General features: G+C 39.7%; 21 protein-coding genes and 2 tRNA genes. 5 read left to right on the plus strand and 18 right to left on the minus strand.

Going from position 1 to position 18,403, the window contains the following annotated elements; translation table 25 throughout:
- The 9 genes from WC753_04565 to WC753_04605 form a co-directional block, all read right to left on the minus strand.
- A partial coding sequence (locus WC753_04565; GenBank protein ID MFA6080717.1) for a hypothetical protein occupies nucleotides 1-376 on the minus strand: 376 nt, incomplete at its 3' end.
- 140 nt (nucleotides 377-516) lie between these two features.
- A complete protein-coding gene (locus WC753_04570) occupies nucleotides 517-1,311 on the minus strand; it encodes a hypothetical protein (protein ID MFA6080718.1) in 795 nt (264 codons plus the stop codon).
- Nucleotides 1,312-1,354: 43 nt separating this feature from the next.
- Nucleotides 1,355-2,680, minus strand: coding sequence for a hypothetical protein (locus WC753_04575; GenBank protein ID MFA6080719.1), 1,326 nt, complete (start codon nucleotides 2,678-2,680; stop codon nucleotides 1,355-1,357).
- Nucleotides 2,681-2,743: 63 nt separating this feature from the next.
- Nucleotides 2,744-3,415, minus strand: a complete 672-nt coding sequence (locus tag WC753_04580; protein ID MFA6080720.1) for a hypothetical protein — start codon at nucleotides 3,413-3,415, stop codon at nucleotides 2,744-2,746.
- A gap of 135 nt (nucleotides 3,416-3,550) precedes the next feature.
- Nucleotides 3,551-3,763, minus strand: coding sequence for a hypothetical protein (locus WC753_04585; GenBank protein ID MFA6080721.1), 213 nt, complete (start codon nucleotides 3,761-3,763; stop codon nucleotides 3,551-3,553).
- 252 nt (nucleotides 3,764-4,015) lie between these two features.
- Complete coding sequence (locus tag WC753_04590; protein ID MFA6080722.1) at nucleotides 4,016-4,156, minus strand: hypothetical protein; 141 nt, start codon at nucleotides 4,154-4,156, stop codon at nucleotides 4,016-4,018.
- Between the two features lie 18 nt (nucleotides 4,157-4,174).
- On the minus strand, nucleotides 4,175-4,300 hold the full coding sequence (locus WC753_04595) for a hypothetical protein (GenBank protein MFA6080723.1): 126 nt from the start codon (nucleotides 4,298-4,300) through the stop codon (nucleotides 4,175-4,177).
- 180 nt (nucleotides 4,301-4,480) lie between these two features.
- Complete coding sequence (locus WC753_04600) at nucleotides 4,481-6,628, minus strand: portal protein (protein MFA6080724.1); 2,148 nt, start codon at nucleotides 6,626-6,628, stop codon at nucleotides 4,481-4,483.
- 15 nt (nucleotides 6,629-6,643) lie between these two features.
- Entirely contained in the window at nucleotides 6,644-7,822 is a 1,179-nt protein-coding gene (locus WC753_04605) for a hypothetical protein (protein ID MFA6080725.1), read from the minus strand.
- Between the two features lie 1,507 nt (nucleotides 7,823-9,329).
- Here WC753_04605 and WC753_04610 point away from each other — a divergent pair.
- Nucleotides 9,330-9,506 carry a hypothetical protein gene (locus WC753_04610; protein MFA6080726.1) on the plus strand — a complete coding sequence of 59 codons (177 nt, stop codon included), beginning with the start codon at nucleotides 9,330-9,332 and terminating at the stop codon, nucleotides 9,504-9,506.
- 6 nt (nucleotides 9,507-9,512) lie between these two features.
- Here WC753_04610 and WC753_04615 read toward each other — a convergent pair.
- From WC753_04615 to WC753_04640, 6 genes are all read right to left on the minus strand, one after another.
- A tRNA-Asn gene (locus WC753_04615) sits at nucleotides 9,513-9,585 on the minus strand.
- A gap of 202 nt (nucleotides 9,586-9,787) precedes the next feature.
- Nucleotides 9,788-9,997, minus strand: a complete 210-nt coding sequence (locus WC753_04620) for a hypothetical protein (protein ID MFA6080727.1) — start codon at nucleotides 9,995-9,997, stop codon at nucleotides 9,788-9,790.
- 135 nt (nucleotides 9,998-10,132) lie between these two features.
- Nucleotides 10,133-10,423 carry a hypothetical protein gene (locus WC753_04625; GenBank protein ID MFA6080728.1) on the minus strand — a complete coding sequence of 97 codons (291 nt, stop codon included), beginning with the start codon at nucleotides 10,421-10,423 and terminating at the stop codon, nucleotides 10,133-10,135.
- Nucleotides 10,424-10,425: 2 nt separating this feature from the next.
- A complete protein-coding gene (gene dcm / locus WC753_04630) occupies nucleotides 10,426-11,301 on the minus strand; it encodes a DNA (cytosine-5-)-methyltransferase (GenBank protein ID MFA6080729.1) in 876 nt (291 codons plus the stop codon).
- Nucleotides 11,302-11,696: 395 nt separating this feature from the next.
- On the minus strand, nucleotides 11,697-11,945 hold the full coding sequence (locus WC753_04635) for a hypothetical protein (protein ID MFA6080730.1): 249 nt from the start codon (nucleotides 11,943-11,945) through the stop codon (nucleotides 11,697-11,699).
- A gap of 354 nt (nucleotides 11,946-12,299) precedes the next feature.
- The gene (locus WC753_04640) at nucleotides 12,300-12,575 is read right to left on the minus strand and encodes a hypothetical protein (GenBank protein MFA6080731.1); all 276 of its coding nucleotides are present in this window, start codon (nucleotides 12,573-12,575) and stop codon (nucleotides 12,300-12,302) included.
- A 1,368-nt stretch (nucleotides 12,576-13,943) separates the two neighbouring features.
- On the opposite strand from WC753_04640, the gene WC753_04645 reads away from it, so the two are divergent.
- Both WC753_04645 and WC753_04650 read left to right on the plus strand, forming a co-directional pair.
- Nucleotides 13,944-14,159, plus strand: a complete 216-nt coding sequence (locus WC753_04645; protein MFA6080732.1) for a hypothetical protein — start codon at nucleotides 13,944-13,946, stop codon at nucleotides 14,157-14,159.
- Nucleotides 14,160-14,224: 65 nt separating this feature from the next.
- A tRNA-Thr gene (locus WC753_04650) sits at nucleotides 14,225-14,295 on the plus strand.
- A 193-nt stretch (nucleotides 14,296-14,488) separates the two neighbouring features.
- Here WC753_04650 and WC753_04655 read toward each other — a convergent pair.
- The 3 genes from WC753_04655 to WC753_04665 form a co-directional block, all read right to left on the minus strand.
- Complete coding sequence (locus WC753_04655) at nucleotides 14,489-14,659, minus strand: hypothetical protein (protein ID MFA6080733.1); 171 nt, start codon at nucleotides 14,657-14,659, stop codon at nucleotides 14,489-14,491.
- Nucleotides 14,660-15,731: 1,072 nt separating this feature from the next.
- Entirely contained in the window at nucleotides 15,732-16,154 is a 423-nt protein-coding gene (locus WC753_04660) for a terminase small subunit (GenBank protein MFA6080734.1), read from the minus strand.
- A 254-nt stretch (nucleotides 16,155-16,408) separates the two neighbouring features.
- On the minus strand, nucleotides 16,409-16,723 hold the full coding sequence (locus WC753_04665; protein ID MFA6080735.1) for a hypothetical protein: 315 nt from the start codon (nucleotides 16,721-16,723) through the stop codon (nucleotides 16,409-16,411).
- A gap of 797 nt (nucleotides 16,724-17,520) precedes the next feature.
- Between WC753_04665 and WC753_04670 the strand changes: the two genes are divergently transcribed.
- The gene (locus tag WC753_04670) at nucleotides 17,521-17,811 is read left to right on the plus strand and encodes a hypothetical protein (GenBank protein ID MFA6080736.1); all 291 of its coding nucleotides are present in this window, start codon (nucleotides 17,521-17,523) and stop codon (nucleotides 17,809-17,811) included.
- On the plus strand, nucleotides 17,812-18,138 hold the full coding sequence (locus WC753_04675) for a hypothetical protein (GenBank protein MFA6080737.1): 327 nt from the start codon (nucleotides 17,812-17,814) through the stop codon (nucleotides 18,136-18,138). It begins immediately after the preceding gene.
- Nucleotides 18,139-18,403: the final 265 nt, after the last annotated feature.

Below are 18,403 nucleotides of genomic sequence, written 5' to 3' on the forward strand. Positions count from 1 at the left end.
GATAGTCTACGTAATATTCATCGTATATGAGAAGTAAATCTTGATTAAACGTAACGTTATCAAAGCCGAATTTACCCCAGATCTTGATAGGGTAATTCGTATTAGGGACGAAATATAAAAATATATTCGATCCACCAAGTACACGTTCTGCGTGCCAATCAAAAGGTAATGATTGAATATTATCGACACGACCTGATCCGAAATATGCTTTACGACCCATAGGCGATGTTGAGTAACGCACGGGGCCGATATTAAATGTTAATGTCTCTGCGTTAACAAGATTAGGAACGAAATATTCTTCTTGTCCTGCTACCGCATCGAAATCATATTCTTGATAGTAAGGAATGACGCGTGTGTAAGCTGACTTTAACGACAATAACGCATTCAACCATATCAACGCATCTGCTTGTTGTTGACCCGTGACTTGTTCTAGGTCACGGGAGACAACTTGAGATAAATAATACGCTCGATTTATCAGCTCTATTGTCGTATAGCTCATCGGTCATTCCTTAGACCTTACAGTGCAAATTCAAATCCAAGTACTAATACATCACTGTCACCAGTTGCCGCTGAGTTAATGTAGAGAATCTTAGCGGTTGTATCTAACTTGGAGATCAATTCGACTTGTCCAATTTGTTTCACTGTAGAAACAGCGCCACTGAACGCAACTAAGTTAGCAGTAGCAGCAGTTGATCCAAATGGTGCGAATGCAACGTAATCAGCAGCAACGTTTGGTGTAAATTCAACACGCAAACTTACTGGCAATAAATCGATTGGCGGAACTGCCCCTGCTAGATCGACTGCTGTTAATGCTGTTGCTGTACCATTTGATAAGACAGAAATCGCAACATCCCAATACTTCTTACGATAATTTCCGTTGCCGTAATTATAGTTAGCTAAGAAGTGTGCTGAACCATCAGTACGTTGGATATCGATCCATCTAAATGAATCATAGCCAAATGGCATAACTGGTGCTGTACGACTGGTTGATAACATAGCCGCAACTGGCATTTTGTTTGATGAATCGCCGATCACATGAACGTAATACCAGGTTGAGTTCGCAAGTGATCCAGTGTCTAAACCATTCGCACCATTTACTGCTGCGTTTAAAGTTGTCGCACTGTTTGCACTAACAGACGGATTACCTTGGCTTAAGTAATTACCTAAGTTCATGTCGATTACATCGTTTTTGTCTTTAGCAAGACCTGCTGCGATAGACAAAGTTGTGTTTGATGCAACAGAGACTTGCATATTTGTAATAGACAAATACGCGTCATTGATGATTGGATCTAATTGACTCATGATTTTCATCCTTTAAAATCAGTGAAAGAAATGGGGGACTAGCCCCCACACATTAGTTATTTGGGAATGCAATACGCATGGAATATTCAGGTACTAACACTGATCCCCAAGTAGCGTCATGGATAAGACCCATTTGGTTTTGACCAAAGAGAGAACCATAAGTCATACGCATGGAGACACCGGTGTCAGCATCATATTCCGCTGCTGTTGGGAACGGATATTGATCTGGCAAACGTGGCATAGCGAGATAGAACGCATCACCACCAATAACAAGACCGCAACGATGGCTTGGAAGAATTTTCACTTGCATTCCAGCAACGATGTTGTTGTTAATGTTTTGTGTTCCACCTGCAGTTGATTGCAATGCTGGTGCAATGCTGATTGTCACACTGCCAGCACTTGATGCAGCATTCGCAGTTGCACGTACTTGCACAGGTTGATTTGATACTGAGTGACCGATGAATGTCAGGAAGCGCATATTTGGCTGACCAGATACTGCGTCTTGGAATTGTAACAAGTCACCTGATTTCACGGCGTTAGCATCTGTGCCTGCACCACTGAAAGTAATTTGAGTGATGTTTGCACCTGTTGGATCATCAGTTGATACGACAGTTAATACTGTACCTGCATCACCCAATGTTCCTGCTGTGTGAATTGGCAACAAGTTTGATTGGTAGTACATGACAGGTGGTGTACCAAATTCACCGACTTCCCATGACATTGCCATGTTGTCGTTACGTTTTGGCGCAAATTGATTTAAGCCAGTACCAACGATTGGCGGAACAACAGTGTCAGGAAGAATAACTTTAATTCCTTGTCTGACAGCACCGTAGTTCTTAAAGTTCGCAATCATCTGAGCGAGCTGTTGGAAAGAATTAATCGCTGTGAGTCCATCACCGAAGAAACGATATGGGCCTGATTCCGTATGCAACGCACCTGTTGGAACTGTTTGTCCATTAACAACAGTATTAACTGGCACATGTGAATTTGAATTCAGTGCAAGATTAACTTCGATGTTTGCACCCATTTCTGCAATTGCAGAACGACCGAATTGTTCCATGTAACTTTCAGTGTCTTTTTCGACATTGAAAATTCTTTCTTGTGCGGTAAACGCATAAGAAGTATTGGTTGCTTGGTCGCAAGTGAGTGTTAACAAACGTTGCACTGCTGGTTGGAATGACGCAACCAAACCTTGCGCGGTTGTAAAACGTGGTGGCAAATCGAATGTCACACTAGAACCAAGGTTCGCAGTTTCATTCTGGAAGTTTTTGAAACGAGTATTCGAAATGTTCATAAAACAATTCAAATTTTCGAGTAATGCTAGGTTTGCACGTTGATACGTTTGTACCTGTGTTAAGATATTTGTTGGCGTAGCCATCTCTATTTCTCCAAGTTAAAAAATCCATTTTTTGGAGGTAACGGCACGCTAAGAACTAATGGACTATCCTCTAGCCCATGATTTATTCCTGAAGTCCTTAACATTATACTCGCCATTATCCTTTCCAACCGTAGAAGGTTTTACTTGGCTTAATGGTTCGGAAGCTGAAGGAGAATCTTGTGCTGAGTCATTCATCTTGATTGAGTCAGCTAGTTTCTTCATTTCCACTTTAGCGAGTTGAGGATTAATATACGCAAGCGTTGTTAACGATGCTACTTTGCCAGGATTCTTTCCTAGCTCGTACATCACATCACCTGCCATCCCTGTTTCTGTTGCCATCTGAACTACATGAGAAATGTTTTGCAAGTCTCCGAGTCCACCAACAGTCTCGTCAAAATCAGAATATTTCCCTTTCCCTGCACCCATTTGTTGAGCAAAGTTATTCAGCATATTATGTGCTGCTGTGACTTGAGTTTGCCGTTGCGCTTCGTCTGCAATCATTTGCCTGACTTGCTCTTCCGTGAGCTGAGGCATTCCACCCATGCTTCCACTTTGTGGTTGCTGAGTATGTGCATCAAGTGCTTCACGCTTCCCTTTTTCATAAGCTGCGTGTTTGGCTTTCCCTATTAACTCATTCACATCACTTTGTCTTAACATCTTCTCTTGAGCGGACTCTTGAGCTGATGACCCAACTGGCGCTATATCCTGAAGTGGTAATCCTTCGGCTTGATCCATAAGCCTTATCCCTCTATTTTGACGATTTCCGTTGTCAACGTGCTTCCTCAGAGTTTATGTCTCGAGTAGACAGCTATTTATTCCGCGATAGCTTCGTGTAATCACTGTAACAACAAATGATCAACTGTGTCAATACTAAGCAGAATCGAAATTATGATCTATATTTTCGACAATGTTATTATCTTTGAGAGGATAGGAGTGTGCCATTGCATTAATCCACATCACTGCTTCTTCTAAACGAGTGATAGCGATTGATCCGTGGCGATTTGGTTCGTAGGTGTTAATGATTTCGATAATACTATCAACGTGCGCAACTGTATCAGCAATAACCTTTTTTGCATCTGACATAAATTGTCCTTTTTAGTCAAAATTGTATATTCACACATTTCACGTGGAACATTTCAAATGGGTATTTCAATGAGATTTGAATCATTCAAATCCAGTTTACACACTACAGTGAAATTTCTGCACTTGCAATAACATGAATCGGGAATTGTTCCTTGCCAGACAGGGCTGTGACAATGACAACCACATGAATGTGAGTTGTATGGAGTAGCTCTAGGCGTGACATCTAAAGCATTATTACCGGTGAAATAAGGGTTATGACATCCGCTCATTATTCTTATTCTCTTGACGTATTTCAAACATTCGAGAAATCATCGTTTTAAGTAAATCGCTAGAAAGAGTTTTGTATTCTTCAGGTGGATCATCATCCAGATACCATCCTCTTCCTATAGACATAAAATTACCTGCAAATTGTTAACGCTTGTCTTTTCGTTCATATCTTTTATCATCTTCCTTTCTGTCTTTTTTCTCAACTTTCTTTTGGAACTCTTTTAAGTCTTTCTTCTTCACAATACGTTTCTCATCGTTACATTTTTTCATGATCTTTCCTTACAAGTGATTTTATCCAAGCAACCATTAATCGCCATTTCACACACGCGCGCAATCGTATTGATTTCACCAGATTGAAAAAGACTGCCATCAATTGCTGTATGTATACAATTATCATCGTTAAATTTATCCCCGTTACAAAATGTAAAAACTATCATTTCATTATCATTTTTAATCATACTCTCTATTTTGCATCTCATCTTTTGACGCTTCCTTGATATTATGATCAATTTCTTTCTCTTTCAATCGATGCGTGTGTTGCATATCAGCATGTTTAATCGCAAGATCGACAGCAGCTCGCGTTTCTTCAGCCTGCGCACGTGCTTGTGCTACTTCTAATTCTATCTTGCTGCTTTGCATCTCTGTTAAGACTTTTAGGAAGTTCGTATCAGCTTCTTGTTTCTCGATAGCAATCCCTGCGGCTTTTAATTGATTCTCAACCTGATCTTGTTGAGCGTCTAATTGCAGCTTCATCTGTTCGTTTCTAGCCTTCATCGCCATCGGATTATTCTGCATCGCTTGTTGTTGCTGCTCTTGCTGCATCTGTTGTTGCTTAGCCATTTCTTCCATGAACTGATCGGCTAATTCTTTTAATTGCTCTGTACCTGAAATCTCAAGATTATCGATGAGTACTTTTAATCCCTTGGAATTCATGAACTGACCAAAAATAGGCATCGCTTGAGACATTGTTACAATTTGATTCAATGATCTCGACTTTTGGATCGCAAAGTTTACACCCGCTTCGACTTTGACACTCAATGCGTTCTCATCGTAATTGGTATAAACACCACCTGGCTGATTAATCTTTTGATATTCGCGTTCACCTTCGCCATTAACGACAGGAATGGTTCGAGGCGTAACGTAATATTTCGGAATGAGCTGCACTACGATGTTCGCAACCTGCGTTAATGCTTGCAAGAATCCCACAATGTATGGCATTGCAGCAGCATTTGATTGCGTAGCACCCTCGACAATGGCAGTACCAGATAGCTGATTATCGTTAATCCCAAGGGACGCATCGTACGAACCCAAAATAGATTGCGCCATCTGATCGACCAACGTGAATGTATTAATAACTTCTGCTGGTGGCGGAACACGTTGAATCTCCATTGGCGCTGGGACTGCTTGTGTCGGATCATTATCTTTGAACGCTTTATAGACGAGCGTATTAGCTAATTGAATATTCGTATAAGCATCTAAATATGCTTGTTCATCGGGTAATGATTCTTTAGCGACTTTGAATTTATGCTGTACGAGGTTTTCTAATTCGTTCGCAAGTGTTTGTCCTGCGAAATTCTTTAATTGTTGCAGTCCTTTCAGATGATAAATGTAAGGTCTTGTCATCTGTATGAACGATCCTTGGTTTGATCCATCACGAATCAAGATAGAATTACCGTCTACAAAGACGATAGGAAGCGCAGGATAGTCTGTTTCTACATACTCAATTACTTTGTTCTCTATGAATCGGTACCGGCAGATCGTCTCTATTTCAGTCCAGCGTGGTTTCCCTTTAATCTTAGGTGCTTGTTCAATCAATCCTGACTCATTCCAGTGGAATAGAAACTGTTCGTAGTCATCGACTGTCATCGTGTAACCATTAACAAGTTCTACAATTCTCTTTTTTCTCTTTTTCTTCTCATAGTAGTCACATAGCAATAACACGTCTTCTTGATTATTACTGTATGACCAGTTAAACCCTTCTACATTGCGTGTGAAGTCTATTCCGTGAAGATCGACATCAGGGTGTTCCTCTTCAAACTCTTCCCTTGATTTCGGGAATAACTCAAAACACCATCTGCCATCACCCTTGTGTGGTAAACGTGCTAAAGGATCAAATCCCACGAGTGTAGGATCATATACTCGATCAAACTTAATGACTTGATTGAATGACATGGGATGAGCGTACTCAGTCCAAATCTTGATAGCAGAGAACCCACCACTCAATATGTCTGTGTAAACGTTATATTCGCAACTGTTCTTATTAGCATCGAATAATATGTGTTTTAAGTGTGCGCCGACAACATCGATTAATTCTGCTGATACTTTAGCACCGTCATCTGCTGTCACTACGATTGATGGTTGTTGTTTGGAGAACTCGCCACGTAAGCGGCTAATATAAGCCTCACCAATGTTGAACTCTATTTTAGGCTTCTTTAAAGCATCCAATATCATTCTATCGTCATCAGTTAATGATGAGTCAAATACGAATCGTCTGAATTCATTGAATCGTTTGTAATTTGGCTGAAAGTTCTGATAACTGTTACGAACGTTTTTCTTTAAACGATCTAACTCTTTGGAATACCTCTTCGCAACATCCATGTTGCTTTCTCCTTGCTAACGCTGTCCTCTCAATTGAAGTACTTTCTGGAAAGTACCCATGATTCCCTTGGCTACACGTTCTTCATCTTGAAGTCTCTGAGGATTATATGCCATAATAACGTTATCGATAATACCTAATTTAATCCCATCATATATTGTATCGCAAATATCATCTTTCCTGTGTGAGTTATTAGCAGTAATCTTCCTCATGTGTTCTATACACATCTCAGTATGCTTGCCATCTTTCGGAAGAGACACCTGACCACTTGCAATATACGGTTGAATCTCTAAGAACCGTGCCGTCTTACTACCCGATACTCTTGTCCTTGGGATATCCATTATTTGTAATCCACGAACATTCTTCAGTACTGACAGTAATGTCACACCTGTTGATTTTCTTTCAATCGCAGCAACTCTTGGTCTTACTTTATAGCGCATACAGTCTGTATAGAAATTCATGAACTCAGACTCAAGGTCTTTAGGTTCAATCCGTAACTCAATACAGTTAAGCCAATGTATACCCATGAGATCAGTCTCAATGTTTCCATGTTTAATCTTGTATAGTCCAAAGAATGAGAACACGGTTGCATCATTGTAAGACTTATCTGTCTCTGCTGTATCTGCTGTAATGAACGTTGTAAGTATCTCTGGTTCCTCATCTAATACGTAAAACCAATCAGCCTTAAAGATACCACCACCTGCTGGCATTGGGTCTTGTTGATACTGTGAGGCATAAACGTATGGCATCATCTCACGCATCTTAGCGAGCGACTCAGCATTGTGCATACTTGGGTGAAGTGGGTTCCCAGCTTCATCTAAAGCAGGAATGATCACAGTCTCCCAATCACCCGTCTTTATCAGATTAGCCGCAAGGTCATCTTCATGCAGTCTTTGCCCAATGAATATAATGGGTGTCTTGTCAGGATCATTTAATCGAGACTGTAATGTGCTGAAGTACCATTCATTGACTGATTTACGGATAGTGTCAGAAGTAACTTCAGATGGCTTATGAATATCATCGATGATAATACAACCACCAAAACGATTAACACCTTTAATCCCTGCACCACGGCCTGTGATCTCACCGTCTGCACCTGCAGCATAGACTGTACCCCCAAGTGTTGTCTCAAAGTTCCCTTGAGCTGACGTGTCCCCAGAGACACCTAAGCCAAACAAGTCCCTGTACTCTAACATCCCGACTATTTGCCGTATCGTCTTAGTCTGTTTCTTAGCAAGTCCGAGTGAGTACGACACGTATAAGAAGTTCGAATCTGGGTATTGTGCAAGTGCCCATGCGACAAAGTTTATTAACAGTTCTGTATTATGTGTGAGTATTAACCCTTCACCCACAGCAAACAAATGGTCATGTGCATCTACCGTAAAGCAAACCATTTCTGTCGGTTCGCAATCAACGACTGACTCGATCAGTCTTCGAGGTGCGCATCGTAAGCCTTTAGAGACATATTGCTGCTTTCTTGCCAGTCTGAATGGATCGATATCATCTGGTAACCTGATATTTAAAGTCTGAGTACCACACCTTCTCGTATATACCTTGTACGTGCCACCTAGTGAGTTGACTAGATACCCTACACCATCAATGATGTTATGGTTTGTATTAGTAAATGAGACTTGCCCGTTCTTTCCGCAAGTGCCATCAGTATCCATTAGTCCCTGAAGTAACGCCAATCTGTCCCAAGGTGCCCATAAATAACAATCGACTGGAATGTGTTTATTCTTAAGTAAATTACTTTGTCTTAATATTCTACTTAACCCCAATATTCCGTACGTCTTTGCTTGTCCACTGTTTTGATGAGTATGCAGTCTCATCTCATAACCCTTGTCACGGAACGCTTGTATAATCTCCTCATCCATAGAAGTGATAGCAGCATAGTGTGAATGACCATCACCAAGCCAACACCCAAATAAGTATGGGTCTATGAATGGCATATTATTCCCATAGTCCCCATTGACTAGTGGTACTCTCCATCTCTTATGTCCATCTGGCTCATATAATGAGTGCGCAATCTCCGATGTTAATAGCGTCTTAGGATGATCTGGAAAATGTCTATTATAGACAGTCCACATGTGTTGATCGTTACATACAACCGACTGGCCATCTGAGAATAAGACTTGTTTTGCGGGTAATACACCTTGGGGAAATACGCCTGTTACCTTAGTAAAACCCTGTGAACCCACAAGGTAGTCACCTATCTTTATGTCCCCTGCAGCACACCATCCTTCAGAGGTAAGCATCATAGTATTAACGTCTATTGCCTTACCATATCGCGGTGGTACGTTGATTATAAGCCTTGTGGTCTCACCCATCATCACCTTGGTTAGGGCTCGACAGATCGTTATGTAATGACTCTCTCGTCCTGAAGGCTGGGATAGTTCGAACTTTCTGCCTGTACGTATGAAGAAGAATTGCTGGGTAAACCTAAGAAGGGACGAGAATAGAGATTCCTTCTCTGTCATAAGACTCTTTTCAGCCATAACATTCCTTGTTATATGATCTTTAGTAGTTATACTACGTTACCGTAAGTACAGTAAACACAGTGAGTACGGTAAACATGGTAAACACAGTGAGTACAGTAAGTACAGTAAGTACAGACAACACTGTGAATACAGTAAACACAGTAAAGACTATAAACTAAGACGAGTAGGTATAACAATGAAGAATAGTAAGTACATACTAAAGAGTGTGTCGATACCCATAACACAGGAAAGTCTTAAGAGACTGAAGATACAGGCAATACAGGAAGATAAGTCTATGTCGACACTTGGTCAAGAATTGCTCGAAAAGGCGATTAATACTAAGAGGAAAAAAGAGGTAGACGAACCCTCGGAAGGCGCTGTTACTGCTCAATTATTCGACTAATCATATCTGGCATGGACGGGCTCGAACCGCCGACCAAGTGGTTAACAGCCACTTGCTCTACCAACTGAGCTACATGCCATATCTGTTGTAGTAATAAATGAATTCGATTAATTTGTAAATTAATTGTAATAACCAGATTACACCAAAACATAACATTACTGAAATAAAACAAGCATAGGAATACGGTTTAATCGCTAATGTGTAATCAATAAAATAATTACATACACACATATATATTATCGCGCCTAGGATATATAAAATACGATTAAAAATACGCGGCATTATTCGTTTTCCTCTAATCCTTCAATTAATGACAAGAAATAGTCTTTTAAATCATCACAAACCATCCCTTTTAATAATTCTTTCGCTTGTCCTAATCTATGGGTTTTATTTTGATAATTGACTAAGTTATCTTTTACAATTAAATACCATTCACCTATTTGATAGCAAATCCAATCTTTTTGTTCTTGAGTGAAATGCGGTCTATTCATAATGTGTATCAATCCGCATCGCAATTCGTTGTAATGTTAATGAGATATAAAACAATGAGAATAATATACTTGATTCATACACCGAGCAATCAATGATGAATCTCATAAGAAGACACCAAATCGCCGTAACAATAATTAATGATGCAGTGTGCTTAATACTATTGTTCATTCACTCACCTTCTTGTCTGACACTTCTGACTCATGTGTGCGTATAATTTCATTCAATCGTTCTCTTGCACGTATTAAATGCTCATCTATCTCTCTTTCGAGTAAAATAATTCTGCCTTGTTCATGAATCGCAAGTATATCGTCTAGCATTTTAGACATTTTATCAGCATTCTTAGCGTCTATAGTTGTTTTTATAATATTAATAATGCACATGACAATAATAATTAATATTGCGATTATTTGAGCGATGGTTTCCATTATTATGACCTCTCTATTTCATAAATTAATTTCATAACAGGATAAATAACTTGTGGAACTATCGCGTTGCCTAACGACTTACATCTGTGTAGTCCTTCGGGTAGCCCATCATCCATTCCAGAAACTGGGGGTTTATCTTTTTCCCATGCACCGTACTTGTTAATATCATCGATAACATTATTTGCTTCCCGTTCTCTATCCTCTTTTGTATACATTGATTGTTCAGTGTCCCCCGTGATCGATTGTCGCTCGCTTGCGGTGTTGGAAGTAAACCATTCTTGAGCATCAAAAGTCTTCCAAGACTCAGGGACGAACTGTGTCCATTCTTTGTATATCGCCTTAAAGTATTGTTCGATGTTATCTTGAATGTGTCTTCTTTCCCTATTATCGATGCGAATGTTGCATCGCTCACTGTCACGGTTGGCAATAATCCATACCCGTTCCCTTTTGTGCGGGGCTCCGATAGTGCTAGCTGGAATAATAAACGCTTGTGTTTCGTAGTCTTCTCTTTCCAAGTCTTCGAGCATGATGTCAATATTGGGTATAATGCCAGTAACATTTTCCGCAATAACCCAAGTTGGCTTACATTCTCTGATAATTCTGAACATTTCTGGCCACAGGTATCTGTCATCGTCAATTCCTTTTTTCTTTCCAGCAACGCTGAATCCTTGACACGGGAAGCCACCTGTTAATAAATCAATATTATCATGATAGTGAAACGTCTTTACATCATCATGAATAGGTACGTGAGGCCAGTGTTTTCGCAATACTTTCTGACAAAATAAATCTTTCTCTACGAATTGTACTGTCTCAAAGCCAGCCCATTGTGCTGCTAATGAGAAACCACCAATACCAGAGAATAGATCGAGTAATTTCATCGTTTATTGTCCATGCAAATATTAGTTAACACGTCTAGTCGTTCGTTTATTTTGTTATAGCTATCATCAGATACTGATAAAACAGCTTTCAGTATAAATGTATTACTTATTAATAAACCTATCGCTAAAATAATAATTAGTAATTGTTTATTCATTAGGTTTCTCCGGTAATTCCATCCAATGTGTAGTTACAGATTCAAATTTACCGTTTCGCAATGCGCCTACGCCGATCCATAGCATGCGATTGTAATTTTCGCAAACTAAATATCGCCCGTCTTTATCGGGCAGTCGATCTTTGGTGCTGATCCACTCAGTCATGTTTTTTTCTACTATGAATAAAAAAACACAACACAGTAGAGACACATATCATGCCCATCATAATCGCGTCATACGCATTAGTCGCATTGCACATTCATCTTCTCCCCATTTTCTATCATAAGATGAAGTGTATCTAAGATATTTTCTTTTGTGAAAAAAGATTCGTCCATTAATACAAAGCTTCCTATAAGTGCTTTTAATGCAGCTTGTCTTCCTTCTATGAATGCCTCTTGCTGGAATTTAAATATTTTTTCCTTTACCCATTCTTGCATTTCTTTTGATAAGTTCATTCACCCACCTTCACATGGCCGTTCACGATTAGCCATATCAGCATCTTTGCGCGTGCGTTGGCTTCGTTGTCATCATATATTGCATGGGTTAATAATTTATCAAATAACCAGTTGCGAAATTCATTCGTAGAATCACATATATAATTAACAGTCCACACAATAATAGGAATTGATTCTTTTATTATTACATTTTTACCAGTAACCAATCTAAAATTACAAAATTCTGTTTTATTTTCTTCTTCTGAAATGATAGACACTGCTCTAGGTAATATGTTGCCGAGTTCTGCTACTGTGAATGCAGAATATACTTCATAATTATTTATGTCGTCGATCTCAGCGAAATGATCAATGTACATAATTCCGAATATCCGATCACTATTAGCGAATAATTTATCTCTTTGTGCTACCCAATAAAATAATGATGATTGTATTACACCAAGTTCTTTCAACTGTTGCGCAAGCTCTAGGCTGCATACCTGATCATATAGGTTCATCTGGTGATTCGTCCATAACACGATTATTTATCTTGGTGATATCATCTAATAAACTTAATACGTCTATTTGGGGATCTTGTTTTAATGCTTGAGTAATAACAAATACGATATTCTTTGTCCCAGCATAATATCCTTGTCTAAACGAATTTAACTGAATGCGTTCTTCACTCATTTTCTTCGTACTCGTGCTTAGTGTTTTTTAACTGTTCGAAATCTTGCAAAAAACCATTCATAAAACATTTAGATTGATTTATGTAATCATCATACATAATATAGATACGATTTCGTTCTTCATCATTTTCGAAATCATCGAGTGATATTTTCACTGAGCAAACTAACAATGACCAAAGTGTGCATTCAAATAATTCAAAGTTATATTTATATTTCATAATATCATGAATAGGAAACCTAACTGACATTAATGTACCAATACTACTCATCGTTGATTCTTGAATTTGAATAATCGATTTTGGAGTAAGCACGCCTTCATGTTTAATCGTTTTTTCTTTAATACCGATACCCATAATATTTCCTTTATTAAGCTCACCCCTCGTGAGAGGGGGTACGTTGAGCGGATTGACTGGCGAATAATAACACAGTTTATGGTTGAAACAATATATATTGCGTTACCAATGGTTATTGATTATTATTTCATCGACAACAGAAACTCAGAAAGACATGCGCCTTGATTCAAGCATATGATCGAAGAGTCTCTGCTAGTGCGGTAACGCGAGGTCGTGCCCCTTAAAAGATGTGGGTTGAATGGATTGGTACCAGCGGCTAACCAGAGAGGTCGTAGGTGAAAACCCTACCTGTTGTCACCCAAATACATAGCATACGATTGCGAGTCAATTTTAACCATTTTTAGCGCATCATTTATTATCACAACTCGTTCTGGCGATAATCCTACTGGGGTAGTAGACAATTGTGTAGCAGACATAAAACCACTCAGCCAAAATATGAATTGTTCGGGTGTCATACGTACTCCAATGTGATAATATCCGCGTGGTTATAATTATAAGGAAAATAACATGAAAAAATACATTCTTCTAGCTGCTATATTAATGAGCAACTCTGTCTACGCAGAAAGTGGACACGGCTATACAGTGACAGGCGAAACCTTTACTTGCTCACCAGGGGCTAATTGCGGATTGGAACATTTACCAGCGAATCATAGTCTAAAAAAAAACATGAGCGCGTCGACAAAAGCCCAAGCACCCAACAGAAACGGGGTGATACGAAACTATAACCAAGTGGATGGGTACCACGACATCACTATCGTGAATCGCACGCATGTCTCCCAAAGCTATCAGTATTCCTATAGCCTAGATTGCGCAGACGCTAGATTCAACTACTCCAAATACGTTACATTAACCCCAGGTGGCACGTATAGCACCAGCGACCACTCATACGCGACTGTGCAGAAAGATCGCTCAGGAAGCCATAGAATCACGGCTAGCACGAAAGTGACAGGAGAGTCCTCTGACAGCGCTACAGGTACAGGTACCCTTACTATCAGCAATAGGTAATGGAGAATATTATGCTAGAAATTAAAGACCCATGTGATGAGATATTCAGCGCATTAAGAACCGTCAATGAAGAACAGGCTGCGTTTATTGTATCCTTAAGAGACAAGGCGAATGAGATTTTAGAACTGTTAAACGAATTACCAAATTCTCGTCGTAAATCGATTGCTATCACAAAACTGGAAGAATGTGTCCTATTCGCCAATAAAACAGCAACGTATGGCGCTTAAATAGCGTATTATGGGGGGATTTCGGAACTGGGGGGCTATATTAAAGCCCCTCACCCAAATGACATGCCCTAATAGTACAATGGTAGTACAGGTGACTTGTAATCATCAGACGATAGTTCGATTCTATCTTGGGGCATTATTTATTCATCATATCGAGTAAATCTTCGAACCGTTCGACAGTTGTTTCTACGTCATCGAAATTTTCGATTAACATTAAATTCTGATCATTTATACCCATAATATACATGTCAATTTTTAATAAATCGTCATAATTAACTACATATATTATTCTATCAACAGGTATTATCGTGTTGCTGAATAGGATGAATTTAGACATCTTTGTCCTTGTTTAGCCATTCATTTGCATTAACTCTTACTTCATCAGTTATTCTGCCATGAGTCATAACATCAGTTGCTGCACTCATTAATAATTCATCAGGCATCTTTTCTAAAAACTCAATTAACTTTTGTCTTAGTATATTAGCGACAATTGTACTCATTCACCATTACCTCTAATCTGATTGCGAAGTGGGTATCGTACTATATAGGACGGAGTTTCACTACTATCGAAGAACTAGCACAGGTTTGAAGTGCTAGTGATGAGATAGTATACGACTATACCCTGTTAGGGATAATACTAGCGGGTGTGCGTGGGATAGGACATATACAGGACAACCATAGGACAACCATAGGACACGTATAGGACAACCATAGGACAAGTGTACGTGGGGCGAATGGGGCGAATGGGGCGAAATTACTTAACCCCAAGCACCGGAGTAGAATCCGTCGGATTTTACTCCTATCGTAACTTGTTGATAATAAATTAATAAACTTCGCCAGGAACCAAATCTACTCTGCCGAAATCGTTCGTGCCGAAAAATATCATTGAGTGCATAGGGATGCAATCATATTGGATAGCCACGCGAGGATACTGGGATGATACGAATATACAGGGATGATATGTGGATGGGTAACTGTACGGACGAGATATGTGGATGGGAGTGTTTCACATAACGAAATATACGAGGATCATATGTGGGTGTGTGATAAAACCATATAGACCAGCGCCGAAACCTTATATTACACCGTTGACATATGGGGTTATTTATCGCAAACGTGGGGACGAGATATGTGGGTGCGACGAATCTACTAGGGTACGAGACCAGATTCGAGTCAATGTGGAATGGCGTGAACCGAAGGAGACTATATGTGGGTGTGTGTAAGTACCCACTTCATTCCCTCCATTAAGCCCCCCTGTTTCTCCAGATGCTATCCCCCTGCCCTGCCACCCCTAGCGGCAAAACCCTAGCCACAGGGGCACACGTGCCTCTTACGAGGCGATCGCGTATCCTAATCGGAAGGCTAGATGAGGTAGCAACTTCCTAGCCCTTCTCGCATTCTTGGTATTGATTCCTATCTCTGCGTCTTGCTTAGCGAACATCTTGCCGGTCGCATACCACCATCTTAAACTGTACTTCTTCATCTTCTTTCTCTCTCGTCTCGTTAATGTGAGAGTAGAATAACATGGTTGACTTATTACGTCAACACTTATTATCAATTAATTTAACTTATTTAATACTCTTCATACACTCTCTTTGCTTCGATCAACTTCTCCTTGGTCATATCCACGTTAACGCTTAGCTTCTTGTCTGGTGCGTAATCACCTTGCATCTTGTTAAGCTCAGCAATCGCAGCAAGTGCTACCTTGACTTTATCTGTCTTCATGTCTATCTTGTCGTCGTCTGGTATGTAGCGATCAATGACTTTCTTTAGCTTGCCAGCCTTGTATTCCCAGCTCAAGCCAAGACAAGACTTCTCATCCGCTGTTATCTCAGTGATACGTTTCTGTATGCGAGGATTAGCGGGTAACTCATGCGACTTGATCTTTGCGAATGACTCACTGTACCCAGCACCGAGTGCAGCTTGATAAGCGTTGAACCCATTGGCTATATATAAGTGTGCGAATTTGTACTGTAATTCAGTTAACTTGGCCATATTTTACCCATGTAATAGACACTAATTGTGATAAAACGAGTGAAAGAACCTCCTCGTCGTCGCACCATCATCCTATCACACACATGCGCATAATATACGCACCATTGTCGCGTGGCTATTCGTCCCCTCCTCCCACACGCCCCTCGTCCCTGTTACCATCCCCCCGCCATATCATGCCCATCGCGGCCACGAATAGTATCAACACGGTCGCGCACCACACGCTCGCCATGCCAACAACGATCATCGTAATCATGCTACTCGCCATGGGCTTTATCCACCATAGGTTCGACAACGATCTCGCCCTCAGCCTCGGCCTTCATCTTGTCGATACGCCTTTGCTCGTGATATGCCTTCATCCTCTGAGCCCTCGCTGCATTGACCTCTTCAGCCCTAGCCGCACGCTCGATAGCACGCTCAGCACGTTCCCGTTCCTTCTCTTCCCACGTCTTTCGCCTGATGGCCTCTTTGGTGACACTCTCGCTATCAGTCTCAGCCTCGACAACACTAGGCTTAGCAGACAATGTAATATCATCCCGTTTAACACTCGCATACCCTATGCCATCACACATGACACACTTATGCTCAATATGTCCAAGTGGTGCATACTTCTTACGTCCTTGGCACGTATTACAACGTCTATACTCTTTAACGATCTCACTAGTCATTCCATTATCCCTGTGTAACCCGTTATTAAATATACACATTACACACTACCGACACAATAATGTAATAATACATAAATAATAGTTGACTTAATAGATCAACTATACTATCATTCTCTTGTCATAAACATTAACGAGAGATTAATCGAATGTCATATACATACTACAAAGTGATAGCGCAAAACAAACAGGGTGCAACAATAGAATTTAACGGTCACACACAAAAAATGGCATTAGATAAATTTGACAACGAATACACTCGCAAGGGATTTAAAATAACAATAACTAAAAATGGCGAATTAATAAAAACCATAAAAAAGACATATAAATAACGAGAGAGAATGAAAATGATTAAAAACACGAAACAAAATTGGTCAATCGGAAATACAGTAAAAATAGGCTTTCTATCATTAAGAGTATTAAGCGTACGTGATGAATATGATTCCATGCCGGACATATACACGCTCGAATCATTAGATGGTTCTAAGAAATATGAATTCATCCCACACAATGGCCTATCAAGAATCAACTAACAAGAGAGCATGACCATGACACAACAAGAAATGATTAATAACCAGCACCACAAGTGTGAGGACATAAAAGATAAAATCGCACACTTGCAGAATGAATACAATATCCAGCTAGCATACCTTGAACATATGAGTAAGACATTAGGCTTAAGCGCAACCGTGGGGAATGTATAAATGAAATATGAATTAATCGCAACTAATCGTGAGTCTGAAGCACGTAGATTAATGCCGTGGGCTGAACATTTCATTAAAACATCATACGGTTACTATGGCTTTGAGGTTAAATATCACATAGTGACTATGCAAATTAATATTAATAATTATTATCATGTGAGTAAAGACTTAGAAAATAGAATTAAATTGCTTCAGAAAGAACACAAAGAATTACTAGCTAAAATAAATAATATGTGTGCCATTTCTGGTTTAAAAGTAAGAGTATTAAAAGAAATAGTGGAGAGTGTATAAATGACTACGATAAAACAATGGGTACTCGAAAATTATGAATACGACGAAGTTGTCAATATCAATCAACACGGAATGGTTGCAGGATTCGCAGGGCTCACATACTACAGCGAAACGTGCGCATTCTACGACACCCACAAAGATGAAATATGGGACATGCTAAACGAAGACGCAGACGACCAAGGTGTGACTATCATGGAATTAATAGCCTCATTCAATGGTCAGAAAAACGTAGGCTCACATGACCAATTTAAGAATCTACTTACATGGTACGCAGTAGAACGCGTGTGCAATGAAATAATATCAGACAAAGAAAATGAGGATGCTTAACAATGAATAGAATCACAGAAAAAATGATAAATAAACGTGTGGAATATTTAAACGAAATAACCAATAACCCAAAAGAATACATGACAGATGGCAAAATAAATATCGGTTATTATCATGTAAGTGGTTGTTATGGTGGCTGGGAGTTGCACCAAACAATGAACGAAACGGGTGGAATACATGTTATATCAACCGGTGGCCACATTACTAAACGTGAGTTAATGAATCAAATTAACTGCATTATCAATACTATTTTTGAGTGCAAGGT

This window comes from Candidatus Gracilibacteria bacterium (assembly GCA_041660965.1).
In the GTDB taxonomy this organism is placed as follows: domain Bacteria; phylum Patescibacteriota; class Gracilibacteria; order BD1-5; family JAGOOR01; genus JAGOOR01.